The organism is Pseudomonas japonica (assembly GCF_900188455.1).
Classification (GTDB): Bacteria; Pseudomonadota; Gammaproteobacteria; order Pseudomonadales; family Pseudomonadaceae; genus Aquipseudomonas; species Aquipseudomonas japonica.
The window spans coordinates 299,681-313,726 of sequence record NZ_FZOL01000003.1 but is presented as its reverse complement, the minus strand read 5'-3'; the positions used below and the strand labels follow the sequence as shown (position 1 = coordinate 313,726).

At 66.8% G+C, this 14,046-nt stretch carries 17 protein-coding genes; 16 read left to right on the top strand and 1 reads right to left on the bottom strand.

Annotation, left to right across the window (positions count from 1 at the left end; all coding sequences use genetic code 11):
* The first annotated feature begins 19 nt into the window (after positions 1–19).
* The 16 genes from CHB99_RS06225 to CHB99_RS06150 all read left to right on the top strand — a co-directional run bounded on the left by CHB99_RS06225 (position 20) and on the right by CHB99_RS06150 (position 13,010).
* A complete protein-coding gene (locus tag CHB99_RS06225; protein ID WP_042126930.1) occupies positions 20–1,876 on the top strand; it encodes a nickel-dependent hydrogenase large subunit in 1,857 nt (618 codons plus the stop codon).
* 57 nt (positions 1,877–1,933) lie between these two features.
* Entirely contained in the window at positions 1,934–2,617 is a 684-nt protein-coding gene (gene cybH / locus CHB99_RS06220; RefSeq protein ID WP_042126932.1) for a Ni/Fe-hydrogenase, b-type cytochrome subunit, read from the top strand.
* Positions 2,614–3,246 carry a HyaD/HybD family hydrogenase maturation endopeptidase gene (locus CHB99_RS06215; protein ID WP_042126934.1) on the top strand — a complete coding sequence of 211 codons (633 nt, stop codon included), beginning with the start codon at positions 2,614–2,616 and terminating at the stop codon, positions 3,244–3,246. Before cybH ends, CHB99_RS06215 begins: the two co-directional genes overlap by 4 nt.
* A gap of 1 nt (position 3,247) precedes the next feature.
* Positions 3,248–3,574: a HypC/HybG/HupF family hydrogenase formation chaperone gene (locus tag CHB99_RS06210; protein WP_042126936.1), complete on the top strand. Its 327-nt coding sequence runs from the start codon at positions 3,248–3,250 to the stop codon at positions 3,572–3,574.
* Complete coding sequence (locus CHB99_RS06205) at positions 3,571–4,023, top strand: thioredoxin domain-containing protein (RefSeq protein WP_042126938.1); 453 nt, start codon at positions 3,571–3,573, stop codon at positions 4,021–4,023. Before CHB99_RS06210 ends, CHB99_RS06205 begins: the two co-directional genes overlap by 4 nt.
* On the top strand, positions 4,020–4,889 hold the full coding sequence (locus tag CHB99_RS06200) for a hydrogenase expression/formation protein (protein ID WP_245655634.1): 870 nt from the start codon (positions 4,020–4,022) through the stop codon (positions 4,887–4,889). The genes CHB99_RS06205 and CHB99_RS06200 overlap by 4 nt, the downstream gene beginning before the upstream one ends.
* Positions 4,886–5,098 carry a rubredoxin gene (locus CHB99_RS06195; protein WP_042126940.1) on the top strand — a complete coding sequence of 71 codons (213 nt, stop codon included), beginning with the start codon at positions 4,886–4,888 and terminating at the stop codon, positions 5,096–5,098. The genes CHB99_RS06200 and CHB99_RS06195 overlap by 4 nt, the downstream gene beginning before the upstream one ends.
* Entirely contained in the window at positions 5,091–5,567 is a 477-nt protein-coding gene (gene hybE, locus CHB99_RS06190; RefSeq protein WP_042126942.1) for a [NiFe]-hydrogenase assembly chaperone HybE, read from the top strand. The genes CHB99_RS06195 and hybE overlap by 8 nt, the downstream gene beginning before the upstream one ends.
* On the top strand, positions 5,564–6,586 hold the full coding sequence (locus CHB99_RS06185) for a nickel-dependent hydrogenase large subunit (protein WP_042126944.1): 1,023 nt from the start codon (positions 5,564–5,566) through the stop codon (positions 6,584–6,586). The genes hybE and CHB99_RS06185 overlap by 4 nt, the downstream gene beginning before the upstream one ends.
* Complete coding sequence (locus tag CHB99_RS06180; protein ID WP_042126946.1) at positions 6,579–6,926, top strand: hydrogenase maturation nickel metallochaperone HypA/HybF; 348 nt, start codon at positions 6,579–6,581, stop codon at positions 6,924–6,926. Before CHB99_RS06185 ends, CHB99_RS06180 begins: the two co-directional genes overlap by 8 nt.
* Positions 6,927–6,940: 14 nt before the next feature.
* Positions 6,941–7,837, top strand: a complete 897-nt coding sequence (gene hypB, locus CHB99_RS06175) for a hydrogenase nickel incorporation protein HypB (protein WP_042126948.1) — start codon at positions 6,941–6,943, stop codon at positions 7,835–7,837.
* Complete coding sequence (locus CHB99_RS06170; RefSeq protein ID WP_042126949.1) at positions 7,830–9,002, top strand: Kae1-like domain-containing protein; 1,173 nt, start codon at positions 7,830–7,832, stop codon at positions 9,000–9,002. The genes hypB and CHB99_RS06170 overlap by 8 nt, the downstream gene beginning before the upstream one ends.
* Positions 8,993–9,220 carry a HypC/HybG/HupF family hydrogenase formation chaperone gene (locus CHB99_RS06165; protein WP_042126952.1) on the top strand — a complete coding sequence of 76 codons (228 nt, stop codon included), beginning with the start codon at positions 8,993–8,995 and terminating at the stop codon, positions 9,218–9,220. Before CHB99_RS06170 ends, CHB99_RS06165 begins: the two co-directional genes overlap by 10 nt.
* Positions 9,217–10,347, top strand: a complete 1,131-nt coding sequence (hypD, locus tag CHB99_RS06160) for a hydrogenase formation protein HypD (protein ID WP_042126954.1) — start codon at positions 9,217–9,219, stop codon at positions 10,345–10,347. The genes CHB99_RS06165 and hypD overlap by 4 nt, the downstream gene beginning before the upstream one ends.
* Positions 10,344–11,411, top strand: a complete 1,068-nt coding sequence (gene hypE, locus CHB99_RS06155) for a hydrogenase expression/formation protein HypE (protein WP_042126956.1) — start codon at positions 10,344–10,346, stop codon at positions 11,409–11,411. Before hypD ends, hypE begins: the two co-directional genes overlap by 4 nt.
* A 66-nt stretch (positions 11,412–11,477) precedes the next feature.
* Positions 11,478–13,010 (top strand): ATP-dependent nuclease, encoded by a 1,533-nt coding sequence (locus CHB99_RS06150; RefSeq protein WP_245655635.1) that lies wholly within the window; start codon positions 11,478–11,480, stop codon positions 13,008–13,010.
* A 25-nt stretch (positions 13,011–13,035) separates the two neighbouring features.
* On the opposite strand, the gene CHB99_RS06145 is transcribed toward CHB99_RS06150, so the two are convergent.
* On the bottom strand, positions 13,036–13,926 hold the full coding sequence (locus CHB99_RS06145; RefSeq protein ID WP_042126961.1) for a LysR family transcriptional regulator: 891 nt from the start codon (positions 13,924–13,926) through the stop codon (positions 13,036–13,038).
* Positions 13,927–14,046 lie beyond the last annotated feature (120 nt).

Genomic DNA, 14,046 nt, shown 5'->3' with positions numbered 1-14,046 from the left:
AGTACAGGGAACCTGATCGATGAGCAATTACTCCACCCAGGGCTTCGACCTGGACAACAGCGGCCGGCGCATCGTCGTCGACCCGGTGACCCGCATCGAGGGCCACATGCGGGTCGAGGTCAACCTCGACGCCAACAACGTGATCCGCAATGCGGTCTCCACCGGGACCATGTGGCGCGGCCTCGAAGTCATTCTCAAGGGCCGCGACCCGCGCGATGCCTGGGCCTTCGTCGAACGCATCTGCGGCGTCTGCACCGGCTGCCACGCCCTGGCCTCGGTGCGCGCGGTGGAAGACGCGCTGGACATCCGCATTCCGCCCAACGCCCACCTGATCCGCGAGATGATGGCCAAGACCCTGCAGGTGCACGACCACGCCGTGCACTTCTACCACCTGCACGCGCTGGACTGGGTCGATGTGGTCTCGGCGCTCAAGGCCGACCCCAAGGCCACCTCGGCCCTGCAGCAGATGGTCTCGCCGGCCCATCCGAAGTCCTCGCCCGGCTACTTCCGCGACGTGCAGAACCGCCTGAAGAAGTTCGTCGAAAGCGGTCAGCTCGGCCCGTTCATGAACGGCTACTGGGGCAACCCGGCCTACCAGTTGCCGCCCGAAGCCAACCTGATGGCGGTGACCCACTACCTCGAAGCCCTCGACCTGCAGAAGGAGTGGGTGAAGATCCACACCATCTTCGGCGGCAAGAACCCGCACCCCAACTACCTGGTCGGTGGCGTGCCCTGCGCGATCAACATCGACGGCGACCTGGCCGCCGGCGCACCGTTGAACATGGAGCGCCTGAACTTCGTCCGGGCGCGCATCGACGAGGCCCTGGAGTTCTGCCGCAACGTCTACGTGCCCGACGTGCTGGCCATCGGCACCCTGTACAAGGACAAGGGCTGGCTGCACGGCGGCGGCCTGGCGGCGAGCAACGTCATGGACTACGGCACCTACGCCAAGGTCAATTACGACGACAGCACCAACCAGCTGCCCGGCGGCGCCATCCTCAACGGCAACTGGAACGAGATCCACCCGGTGGACGTGCGCGACCCGGAGCAGGTGCAGGAGTTCGTCACCCACTCCTGGTACCAGTACCCGGACAACGACAAGGGCCTGCACCCCTGGGACGGCATCACCGAGCCGCACTACGAACTGGGCGCGCGGACCAAGGGCACGCGCACCGCCATCGAGGAAGTGGACGAAAGCGCCAAGTATTCCTGGGTCAAGTCGCCGCGCTGGCGTGGCCACGCCATGGAGGTCGGCCCGCTGGCCCGCTACATCCTCGGTTATGCCCATGCGCTACAGGGCAACCCGCACTGCCAGCGAGTCAAGACGCAACTGGAAAGCTCGCTGCAGGCGGTCAACCACGATCTGCCCAAGGCCCTCGGCCTGAAGGTGACCGACTACGACGCCCGGCAGTTGCTGCCCAGCACCATCGGCCGCACCCTGACCCGCGCCCTGGAAGCCGAGTACTGCGCCGAGATGATGCTCGACGACTGGCACGAGTTGATGGGCAACATCCGCAACGGCGACCGCGCCACCGCCAACGTCGACAAGTGGGACCCGAAGACCTGGCCCGCCGAGGCCAAGGGCGTCGGCAGCGTCGCCGCGCCGCGGGGTGCCCTCGGTCACTGGATCCGCATCAAGGACGGCAGGATCGAGAACTACCAGTGCGTGGTCCCCAGTACCTGGAACGGCAGCCCGCGGGACAGCAAGGGCCAGATCGGCGCCTTCGAGGCGGCGCTGCTCAACACCCCGGTGGCGGTCGCCGACCAGCCGGTGGAAATCCTCCGCACCCTGCACTCCTTCGACCCCTGCATGGCCTGCGCCACCCACGTGATGAGCGAGGATGGCGCCGAGCTGAGCACGGTCACCGTGCGTTGAACGGGCCCGTGGCCAATCGCCGGGTGCCCGCGCGCCCGGCGCCTTCGAGGTGACGACATGTCAGAGCATCACGCCCCGCTCAGTGGGCACAGCGAGTATGTGTACGAGGCGCCCGTGCGCCTGTGGCACTGGATCAACGCCGCCTGCATCGTGGTGCTGGCGGTCACCGGCTACTTCATCGGCGAGCCGCCGCCGACCCAGCCTGGCGAAGCCAGCGCCAGCTTCCTGATGGGCTATATCCGCTTCGCCCATTTCGCCGCGGGCTATGTGTTCGCCATCGGCCTGGTCGGACGCGCCTACTGGGCCCTGGTGGGCAACCACCACGCCCGCGAACTGTTCTGGATACCGCTGGGCAACAGGGAATACTGGCGCGACTTCGCCGCCTGGCTGCGCTACTACCTGTTCATCGGCCCGATACCGGCGCCGGTGTTCGGGCACAACCCGCTGTCGCGCCTGGCCATGGTCCTGGTGTTCATGCTGACCTCGCTGTTCATGCTGGTCAGCGGCTTCGCCCTGTACGGCGAAGGGGCGCAGGTCGGCTCCTGGCAGGAACGCCTGTTCGGCTGGGCCCTGCCGCTGCTGGGCCAGTCGAACAATGTCCACGTCCTGCATCGCCTGGGCATGTGGCTGATGATCCTGTTCATCATGCTTCACGTGTACGCCGCCCTGCGCGAGGAAATCTGCGGTCGCCTGAACCTGATCGGCGGCATCCTGTCCGGCTACAAGAGCTTCAAGAAATGACCGACACCACTCCCCTGCCACGCATCACCGTGCTCGGCATCGGCAACCTGCTGTGGGCCGACGAAGGCTTCGGCGTGCGCTGCGTCGAAGCCCTGCAACAGCGTTACGAATTCGCCGCCAACGTCACCCTGATCGACGGCGGCACCCAGGGCCTGTACCTGATCCAGCATGTGCAGCAGGCCGACTACCTGCTGATCTTCGACGCGGTGGACTACAACATGGCCCCCGGCACCCTGAAGTTCGTCGCCGACGACGAAGTGCCGCGCTTTCTCGGGGTGAAGAAGCTCAGCCTGCACCAGACCGGTTTCCAGGAAGTGCTGATGCTCGCCCAGCTCACCGGCCACTATCCGCGCAAGGTCCTGCTGATGGGCTGCCAGCCCGAGCGCCTGGACGACTACGGCGGCAGCCTGCGGCCCTGCGTCAAGGACGCGCTGGAGCTGACCCTGGAGGCGGCCGTCGAGGTCCTCGCGGACTGGGGCGCGGCGCCGCGGCCACGGACCGCCGACCTGTCCGGCGACGACGCCGTGACCCTGCGGCACCTCGACCTGCAGCGCTACGAGCACGAACGGCCCAGCGCGCAGGACGCCTGCCGGGTCGGCGACGAACGCATCCTCGCGCGGCGCCACTGAGATGTGCATCGGCTTGCCCATGCGGGTACTCGACAGCCGTCCCGGCGCCGCGCTGGGCCTCGACCGCCACGGCCGGCAACGCTGGATCGACACCGCGCTGATCGGCGAGTGCCGCGTCGGCGACTGGCTGCTGGCGTTCCTCGATGCCGCACGGGAACGCCTGAGCGCCGAACGCGCCGCGGAAATCGACGCCACTCTGGCCCTGTTGGACGCCGCCCTGCTCGGCGACGCGAGCAGCCAGGACGCCGCCTTCACCCTGCCCTCGGCGATGAGCGCCGAGGACCTGGCCGGCCTGCTCGGCCAGCCCCTTGCCAAGGAACAACCATGAGCGAATCCCCTGTTCCACCGCCATTGGTGCAGCGCCTGGTCGACGAGTTCGCCGCCAGCTGGATCGACCTGGACAGCGTCGACGCCTGGCTCGCCCAGCCCGGCGAAGCCCTGTTGCTGCTCTGCGGCGATCCAGTGCGCTACCCGGAATGCCTGGATGTCGCGGTGGTCCTGCCGGAGCTGTGCCAGGTCCTGACCCTGCGCCATGGCTGCCACCTGCGCATCGGCGTCGGCCGCCGCGCCGATGAAGAGGCCCTGGCCGAACGCTTCGCCCTGCGTCGCTGGCCGAGCATCATCTGGCTGCGCGATGGCGGCTATGTGACCCAGATCGACGGCATGCGCGACTGGGACGTGTACCTGCGCCTGGCGGAAAACGCCTTGCAGCAGAGCAACGCGCTGATCCCGCTGCGCAGCGAAGCCAGCCACCCCGCCGCCGGAGGTTGCCAGTGAACGGTGCCCAGAGTTTCGACCCGCTGAACTACATCCCGTTGCTGGATATCGGTCCCGGCTCCCAGCCGGAGGACGATGCCAGCCTGGAATACATCGCCATGCCCCAGGGCATGGCCACCCATGTCGCGCCGCAACTGCCACGGGCGGAGGCGCTGCAGGCCGCGCCCGGCGCGCGCCAGGCACTGGACGAGATCCTCGAACGGTTGCGCGGCGCGGCCACCCCCGTGCTCGATCTGCGTGGCTACAGCGACCAGGACCGGCAACTGCTGGACCAGTTGCTCGGCGAGGGCGAGGTCAGCGCGCGGATCGGCGGACCGGCCGGCGTGCGCATCCAGGAGTCGATCTTCGCCGGCGTCTGGCGCGTGTTCGGGGCCGGTCGCGACCATGTCGAGGTGGCCCCGGCGCCGTCGCTGCTCAAGCATGCGGCGCGCATCGACACTTCGCTGCAGGCCTTCAGCGCCGTGCTGCCCCTGCCCGCCGGGGTGATGAACGCCCCGGCGATCCTCACCGAACTGCAGGACCGTACACAGCACTGGCAGCCGGACCAGCCCGCGCATGTGATCAACCTGACCCTGCTGCCGCTGTCCGAACAGGACGTACCCTTCCTCGACAGCCGCCTCGGCGAAGGCGAGGTACTGGCCCTGGCCCGTGGCTACGGCAACTGCCGGATCAGCAACACCCGGGTCGCCAACTGCTGGCGGGTGCGCTACTTCAACTCCCAGGACGCGCTGATCCTCGACACCATCGAAATCACCGACCTGCCGCAAGTGCTGCTCGCCGCCCCGGAAGACCTGGCCGACTCGCTGGAGCGCTTCGCCGACGTGATCCAGTGGTTCCGCGAGGAATGCCAGGAGTCCGGCCAATGAGTTTCGAAGGCAGCTACCTGGGCGACACCAGCCGCCTGGCCGACGACGCACGCCTGGAGTGCAAGATCTGCTGGTGGGTCTACGACCCCGCCGAAGGCGACACGGTCTGGCAGATTCCTCCCGGCACGCCGTTTTCCCGCTTGCCCACGCACTGGCGCTGCCCGATCTGCGACGGCGCCGCCGAACAGTTCATGGTGATCGATGACTGAGCCGAACCTGCAGATCGCCGGCCTGGCCGCGCGCTTTCGCCAGATCGCCGAGACCCGCATGCGCGGCTTGCCGTTGCTGCACCCGGGGCTGGCGGTGGAGACGCTTGGCTTCGCCTGGCAGAAGATCGGCCCGGATGCCCAGGCCGGATGGCTCGGCATCCTCATCACGCCCTGGTGCATGAACCTGGTCTGGCTGCCCGGCGACGACCAGCCACGCCCCGCCGAAGGCTGCGTGCGTGAATACCGGATCGGCGAGGAGCGCCTGGATTTCGCCAGCTTCGACGACGAAGTATGCGGCCACTACCAGAGCTGCTCGCTGTTCTCGCCGATGTTCGATTTCATCGATGCCCAGGCCGCGCGGGACACGGCCACGCAGGTGCTGTCGCTGCTGCGCCGGCCTCCCGCCGCGGCGCCGGCCGATCCGGGGCGCCGGCGCCTGCTGTTCGGGCTGCTGGAGAACCGCGCATGAACCTTGCGCACCTGGCCGGTTCGCTACGGGTCCGCCCGGGGCAACGACCGGCGCTGGTCGGCGGGCGGACGCCGCTGGCCGGTAGACTGCTGCGCGGCCAGCCACCCGAAGCCGCGGCGCAGCGCCTGCCGTTGCTCTACAGCCTGTGCGGGCGAGCCCACCGCATCGCCGCGGAACTGGCGGTGCGCGCCGCCCTGCACGGCGGCGCCGAGCCCGACGCGGCGGCCCGCCAGGCCCTGCGCGAGGAAAACCGTCGCGAGCATCTGCGCCTGTTCCTGCTCGACTGGCCACGCTTGCTGAGCGAGACACCCGCGTCGCCACCCGGCCTGGACATGCCACTGGACGCCTGGTTCGAGGGCTCGGCGCGGGACTGGCTGCGCCACTGGCAGGCCGACCCGCGCCAGGCCCTGGTGGACTGGAGCGGTCGCGGGCGGCACGCGCTCGCCCGCCTGCTGCATGAATGTCGCGAGCAGGCCGAGGCCCTGCCGATGCCCGTTCAGGCACTGCCGGTCGATCGCCGGACCCTGCTCGACATCGGCCTGCGGCTCGGCGCCGAGGAGCATTTCGTCCTGGCGCCGCACGTGCATGGCGAACCCCGCGAGACCGGTGCCTGGAGCCGCCTGCGCGACGCCGCGCCGGTGCGCTACGACAGCGCCTGGCTGCGCCTGGGCGCGCGCCTGGCGGATTTCGTCGCGCTGAGCCAGCCCGAGGCCGCCGCGCTGGCCTGCGGCGCCTTGTCCCTCGGCGCGGGCCAGGCCATCGCCTGGTGCGAGACCGCCCGGGGCCTGCTGCTGCACCGTGTACGCCTGGAAGGTGAAACGATCCACGACTATCAGGTACTGGCGCCCACCGAATGGAATCTGCATCCTCGCGGCACCCTGGCCCGCGCGCTGGAAGCCCTGCCTCTCGACGGTACGGCGGCGCGCCGGGCCGCACTGCTGCTGGCGGTGTTCGACCCCTGCCTGGCCTGTGAACTGGACACCACCGCGATTGCCCCTGGAGCACCGTGTCATGCATGAAGTCAGTCTGGCCGGCGGCATTCTCGCCGCCGTCGAAGCCGCCGCGCGCCAGGATCCGTTCGCCCGGGTCAGCCGCCTGCGCCTGGAGGCCGGCAAGCTGGCCGGCGTGGAAGTCGAGGCGCTGCGCTTCGCCCTCGAAGCCCTGGCCCCCGGCAGCCTGCTGGCCGGCGCGACGATCGATATCGAACAACCCGACGGCCAGGCCTGGTGCCTGGACTGCTCGGTCAATGTGCCGCTGCTCCAGCGCGGCGCGCCCTGCCCCCATTGCGGCGGTTTCTGGCTGCAACCCAATGGCGGTACCGAACTTCGCATTCTCGACCTGCAGGTCGAGGATCACTGACAGGAGAACACGCCATGTGCGTCGTCTGCGGCTGCTCCAGCGGCCATTCCCATGCCACCGAGGCTGTCGGTGGCGACCTGCATTACGGCCAGGGCGCCGCCGGGGTGTCGCTGCCCGGCGTCAGCCAGTCGCGTACCATCCGCCTCGAACAGGACGTGCTCGGCGAGAACGACCGGCATGCCGCGCGCAACCGCCAGGCCTTCGACAGTCACGACGTGCTGGCGCTGAACCTGGTATCCAGCCCCGGCTCGGGCAAGACCACCCTGCTCTGCGCCACCCTCGATGCCCTGCGCCAGCGTCGGCCGCAACTGCCGCTGGCAGTGATCGAAGGCGACCAGCAGACCAGCAACGATGCCGAGCGCATTCGCGCCACCGGTGTGCCGGCGATCCAGGTCAATACCGGCAAGGGCTGCCACCTGGACGCCCGGATGGTCGCCGAGGCCTATGCGCGGCTGCCGTTGCACGCCGCCATGCATGCGCAAGGGCATGGCCCCTCTCCCCTGGCCCCGCGCAGTGCCGCCACCGTGACCGGCACCCTGCGCCCGCTCGCCCCTCGCGGCCCCGCCGGCCTGCTGTTCATCGAGAACGTCGGCAACCTGGTCTGCCCGGCCCTGTGGGACCTGGGCGAAGCGGCCAAGGTGGCGATCCTCTCGGTGACCGAGGGCGAGGACAAGCCGCTGAAGTACCCGGACATGTTCGCCGCCGCCAGGCTGATGGTGCTGACCAAGACCGACCTGCTGCCGCACCTGGACTTCGATGTCGAGCGCTGCCTGGAATACGCGCACCGGGTCAACCCGGGGCTGCCCGTGATCCAGCTCAGCGCCCGCGATGGCAGCGGCATGCAGGCCTGGCTGGACTGGCTGCTCGATGGCCAGGACAAGACCACGCACAGGCAGGTTCACCATGACTGAACTGCGCGTGCAGCCCCTGCCGAACGCCGAGGTCTGGCCCCCCGTGCTGGCCTGTGGCGCCTGGCTGAAGAACAGCGCCTGCCTGCTGCAGGGCGACCAGGTGATCTGGTCGCCGGTGCATGGCGACCTCGGCGAGGCGGACAATTGCCTGGCGCTGGAAGCCTCCGTGCAGCGCTTGCTCGATTGCGCCGAAGCGCCGCCGCGGGCCGTCGCTCACGATCTGCACCCGGACTTCCACAGCACCCGCGTGGCCCTCGCAACCGCCGCGCGCCTGGGCGTTGCCGCGCTTGGCGTGCAGCATCACCACGCGCATATCGCCGCCTTGCGCGCCGAGCATGGCCTGCGGGGCCCGGTGCTGGGACTGGCGCTGGATGGCGTCGGCCTGGGCAGCGACGGCCAGGCCTGGGGCGGTGAACTGCTGTGGGTCGATGACAGCGCCTGGCGGCGCCTTGGCGCGCTGCTGCCGTTGCCGCTGCCTGGCGGCGACAGCGCCGCGCGGGAGCCATGGCGGCTGGTGGCGGCGGCCTTGCACCTGCTGGGGCGCGCCGACGAAATCAGCGCGCGCCTGGAACCGCTGGTGGGCACCAGCGCCGCCAGCACCGTGGCCCGCATGCTCGAACGCCGTCTCAATTGTCCGCTCAGCAGCGGCGCCGGGCGCTGGTTCGACGTGGCCGCCGGGATTCTCGGCCTGAGCGTGCGCCAGGCATTCGAAGCCGAGGCGGCGATTGCCCTGGAGCGCCAGGCCAGCGATTACCTGGCGCACGCGCCCGCGCCTGGTATCGATGGCCTCTGGCATCTGCGCAGCGATGGCCGCCTGGACCTGCTGCCTCTGCTGAGTCGTCTGTTCGAGCTGGCCGATCAGGGCCAGGCCGGGCAAGGCGCCGCGCTGTTTCACCTGACCCTCGCCGCGGCCCTGGCCGACTGGGTCGCCGCGCACTCCTCCGATCTGCCGGTGTTGCTGGGCGGTGGCTGCTTCGTCAATCGGCTGCTCACCCAGCACCTGGAACAGCACCTGCTCGCCCAGGGCCGCCGGGTGTACTGCGCGCGCAGCGTGTCCTGCGGCGATGCCGGCCTGGCCCTGGGCCAGGCCTGGGTCGCGGCCCGGCTCGGCGCGGCGGACCGCCCGAGCGTCGAACCACTGGAGGACCTCACCGCATGTGCCTAGCCATTCCCGCCCGCGTGGTGGAGCTGCGCGACGACGACCAGGCACTGGTCGACCTCGGCGGCATCCGCAAGGAAATCTCCCTGGCCCTGGTCAGCGGCGTGCAGCTCGGCGACTACGTGATCGTCCATGTCGGCTACGCCCTCGGCCTGATCGACCCGGAAGAAGCGCAGCGCACCCTGGACATCTTCAAGCAACTCGAACAGGCGCCGCAGCCATGAAGTACATCGACGAATACCGTGACGGCGAGCTGGCCCGGCAGATCGCCGCACGCATCCAGCAGACGGCCGATCCCCAGCGGGAATACCGCTTCATGGAGTTCTGCGGCGGTCATACCCACGCCATCTCGCGCTACGGCGTCAGCGACCTGCTGCCGGACAACCTGCGCATGATCCACGGCCCCGGCTGCCCGGTGTGCGTGCTGCCGATCGGGCGCATCGACCTGGCCATCCGCCTGGCCCTGGAGCAGCGGGTGATTCTCTGCAGCTACGGCGACACCCTGCGGGTGCCCGCGTCCGACGGTCTGTCGCTGCTGCGGGCCAAGGCCCGGGGCGCGGATATCCGCATGATCTACTCGCCGCAGGACGCCTTGAAGATCGCCGAGGCCAATCCGCAGCGCGAAGTGGTGTTCTTCGCCGTCGGCTTCGAGACCACCACGCCGCCCACCGCCCTGGTGATCCGCGACGCGGCGCGGCGCGGGCTGGACAACTTCAGCGTGCTCTGCTGCCACGTCCTCACTCCCCCGGCCATCGCCCATATTCTCGACACCCCAGCCGAGCAGGCGGTGCCGCTGGACGGCTTCGTCGGCCCGGCGCATGTCAGCGTGGTCATCGGCGCCGCGCCCTATGGCGAGTTCGCCCGGCGCTACCGCAAGCCGGTGGTGATCGCCGGCTTCGAGCCGCTGGACGTGCTGCAAGCCATCCTGATGCTGGTGCAGCAGGTCAACGATGGCCGCGCCGAAGTGGAAAACCAGTTCATCCGCGCCGTCAGCGACGCCGGCAGCCGGCCGATGCAGGCATTGATGGAGGACGTCTTCGAACTGCGCGACAGTTTCGAATGGCGCGGTCTTGGTGAAATGCCGGCCAGCGCCCGGCGCATTCGTCCGGCGTTCGCCCGTCACGACGCCGAAGTCCGCTTCGCCCTGGACTACCGCTCTGTGCCCGACCACAAGGCCTGCGCCTGCGGTCCGATCCTGCGCGGGCAGAAGCGGCCGATCGACTGCCGGCTGTTCGGCACGGTGTGCACCCCGGAGAACCCCGTGGGTTCCTGCATGGTCTCCAATGAAGGCGCCTGCGCCGCGCATTACGCCTACGGGCGCTACAAGGACATCGAGGTACAGCCAGCATGAACGCCCGTTCTCCCGTCAAGCGCGGCTATGTCCGCCCCCTCGACCTGCGTCGCGGCCAGGTGGAAATGGCCCACGGCGCCGGCGGCCGCGCTTCGGCGCAGTTGATCGAGGAAATCTTCCTCGGCGCCTTCGACAACCCCTGGCTGCGCCAGGGCAACGACGGCGCCGTGCTGACCCCGGTGCTGACGCCGGGTGAGCGGCTGGTCATGGCCACCGATGCCCACGTCATTTCGCCGCTGTTCTTCCCCGGTGGCGATATCGGCAGCCTGGCCGTGCATGGCACCCTCAACGACGTCGCCATGAGCGGCGCGCGGCCGTTGTACCTGGCGGCCAGTTTCATCCTCGAAGAAGGCTTTGCCCTGGCCGATCTCAAGCGCATCGCCGACTCAATGGGCCAGGCCGCCCGCGAGGCCCGGGTGGCGATCGTCACCGGCGACACCAAGGTGGTCGAGCGCGACAAGGGTGATGGCGTGTTCATCAGCACGACCGGGATTGGCGTGGTACCGGCCGGGATCGACACCGGCGGCGCGCGTGCGCGTGCGGGGGATGTGATCCTGCTGTCCGGGAGCATTGGCGAGCATGGCGTGGCGATTCTGTCGCAGCGTGAATCGCTGGAATTCGAAACGCAGATTCTCTCGGACAGCGCCGCGTTGCATGAACTGGTGGCCGCGATGCTGGCGGTGGTCCCGGGACTGCGGGTGCTGCGGGATCCCACCCGGGGCGGGTTGGCGACCACGCTCAACGAGATCGCCGGGCAGTCCGGGGTCGGAATGCTCCTGGAAGAAGCCGCGATTCCGCTGCAGCCACAGGTGGAGGCGGCCTGTGAATTGCTCGGACTGGACCCGTTGTATGTGGCCAATGAAGGGAAGCTGGTGGCGATCTGTGCGGCGGCGGATGCCGAGGCACTGCTGGAGGTGATGCGTGCGCATCCATTGGCCCGCGACGCGGCGCAGATCGGCCGGGTGGTCGAGGATGGGCACGGCTTCGTGCAGATGCAGACACGGTTTGGTGGACGACGGGTGGTGGACTGGCTGGTGGGGGAGCAGTTGCCGCGGATTTGTTAGACTGCCCGAAAAACATATATTGGCCATTCGGAAGACCATATTTTGCATGTAAAGATTTTTTCGCTAATGGCTCTTCGTCGCCTCCATCTCAACGAATGTTTGGTCGATGGCGCTTTCGACCCCAGTTCAATCACACAGTACAGCGCCTCTGCAATAAACATCTTCGTCGGGCCGAACGGCGGCGGAAAGTCAACAGTCCTTGACATGGTGCGAGCGATCAAGGACTTCGAGGTTTTGAAAACGCTATCACGGGAAAATACAACTGACCCTACCCTCGCGCTGGCCTACCTCGATTTTGCTGACTGCAAAACTGAAATACACTTCAGACCAAAGGGCGGTGGCGAGTCTCTTATAAATTTCTCTGTCCATGCCGGCGACAGTATCGCCACCTACAGTGGCTGGATGCTGCAAACCGCTTCAACGCCTCCAGAAAAACTGGAAGCGCTCATGCAAAGCATCCCCGCCAGGATAAGTTGGCGAACCGCTCATGATGAGACAGGCGTCCCACTGCAGGACTTCATTGATGTATTGAATGACAATGCAAGTCACCTGAACGGATTGGCATCCTTCCCGCTTCAAAGCGGCCAGGCCTTCTATACAATTCCGCAGCCGGACCGGCTGGACAAGCGCGTGCTGAGAATCGAGACGAACGGGGAACTCAGCATCGACCTCAATGATGACAGCATGAGCAACCGTATCTCGATCAAGACGTTGCCCTCCGGTTGGAGAGCGTTCGGCGGGTTACTGGCCTGGCTTAAAGGTAAGCACGATGAAATATGTGTAATTGAAGAGCCCGAAACTCATCTGCATCCGACCTTGCAGCGGCTGCTGATACAGAGGATTTCGGAAATTGCGGAAGAGAACAACCTCCAGTTGTTCTTGTCCACGCACTCCAGCGTACTCATCGACATAGGAATCTGGCCGACACCGAAAATTCGTCTTTTCGAAGCGAATGGACACGCCTTGTCCGAACTTACCAATCCCGCCCTGGCCATGCGCGGACTGGGTATTCGACCAAGTGACATATTCCAGGCCAATGGCATCGTCTGGGTGGAGGGCGCCTCAGACAGAATCTATCTGCTGCATTGGCTAAAGCTGTGGTGCGAAGAAAACAACAGGGAGATGCCTGTCGAGAACATGCACTTCAGTTTTTCTTTCTACGGAGGCTCAATGCTCGGTCACTATTCAGCAAGCGGAGCACCCGGCCTGATCGACATGTTCAGCGTCAACAACAACTCGATTGTCGTGATGGATCGAGATCTTGATTTCGTTCGAGAAAACGACGTCGAGCGCTGCCTGAATCAATCCTGTGTGAAGTATCGGGTATGGAGCGACTTTCCGAGCGAAGAAAGACCCAATAGCTTTTGCTGGATTACCGAAGACTACACAATAGAAAATTACTTGCCCCGCGAATTTTCAGAAGACTATTTCACATCAAAAAACGGCAGGTTCCGCAAGGACTCGGGCTATTCGAAGGTAGCCATCGCGGAACGATTCACACACAGATACGACCAGTTCCAGAACAGCCACCGAAAAGACGGTGACCTTCAACAGAACATTGAGAAGATTTTCAATGCCGTTTTCGCCTGGAACAATTGAGGGCTCATGCCCGCGTTAGCCGAATTCATTGAGAACCACGTACAAATTCGATGAACGCCCGCAGCGCCCCCGGCACCTGCCGCCGACTCGGGTAATACAGGTGAAACCCCGAGTAGTAGTGACACCAATCCCCCAGCACCTGGCGCAGCTCCCCCCGCGCCAGGTGCTCCTTGACCATGTCCTCGAACACATACGCCAGGCCCAGCCCTTGCAATGCCGGCTCCAGCATCAGACTGACATCGCTGAGCACCAGGGCACCCTGCACTTCCACGTCAAGCTGGATCCCGCCGCGCTCGAATTCCCAGCGATACAAGGCGCCGCTGGGGAACCGATGGCCGATACAGGGCAAGCCCCGGAGGTCTTGCGGATGCTGCGGCACTGGATGGCGCTCGAAGAACGCCGGTGAGCCCACCACCAGCGAGCGCAGGTTCGGCCCGATCGGCAGCGACACCATGTCCGCCTGCAGGCGTTCGCCCAGGCGCACCCCGGCATCGAAGCCGGCACCGACCATATCCACCAGCGCATCGTCGGCGACGATCTCCACGCGCACATCCGGACAGGCCCTCAGAAAGCCCGGCAGCACTGGCAACAGCACCAACTGCGCCGCCGCGCGCCCGGCCGTGATGCGCAGGTTGCCCGACGGCGTATCGCGAAAGCTGTTGAGGTCTTCCAGGGCATCGGCGATATCGCGGAACGCCGGTTGCAGGCGCCGATACAGGCGCTCGCCGGCCTCGGTCAGGGCCACGCTGCGGGTGGTGCGATTGAACAGGCGCACCGCCAGGCGGGTTTCCAGCAGGCGCAGGGCATGACTCAGCGCCGAGGGGGTCAAGCCCAGTTCCACGGCGGCGCGGCTGAGGTTGAGATGGCGGGCGATGCACAGGAACAGCGAAAGGTCGGACGTGCTGATCGGCTTCATTGCTGAATTTTCCTCACAAGCCAATGCAAGATTCCTGGGATTATCACAGCAATCCGCCGGATTTACAGTTGGCTCCACGTATCGAGAAGGCCCCGCAACGGGTGGGGTCGGATGCAGGAG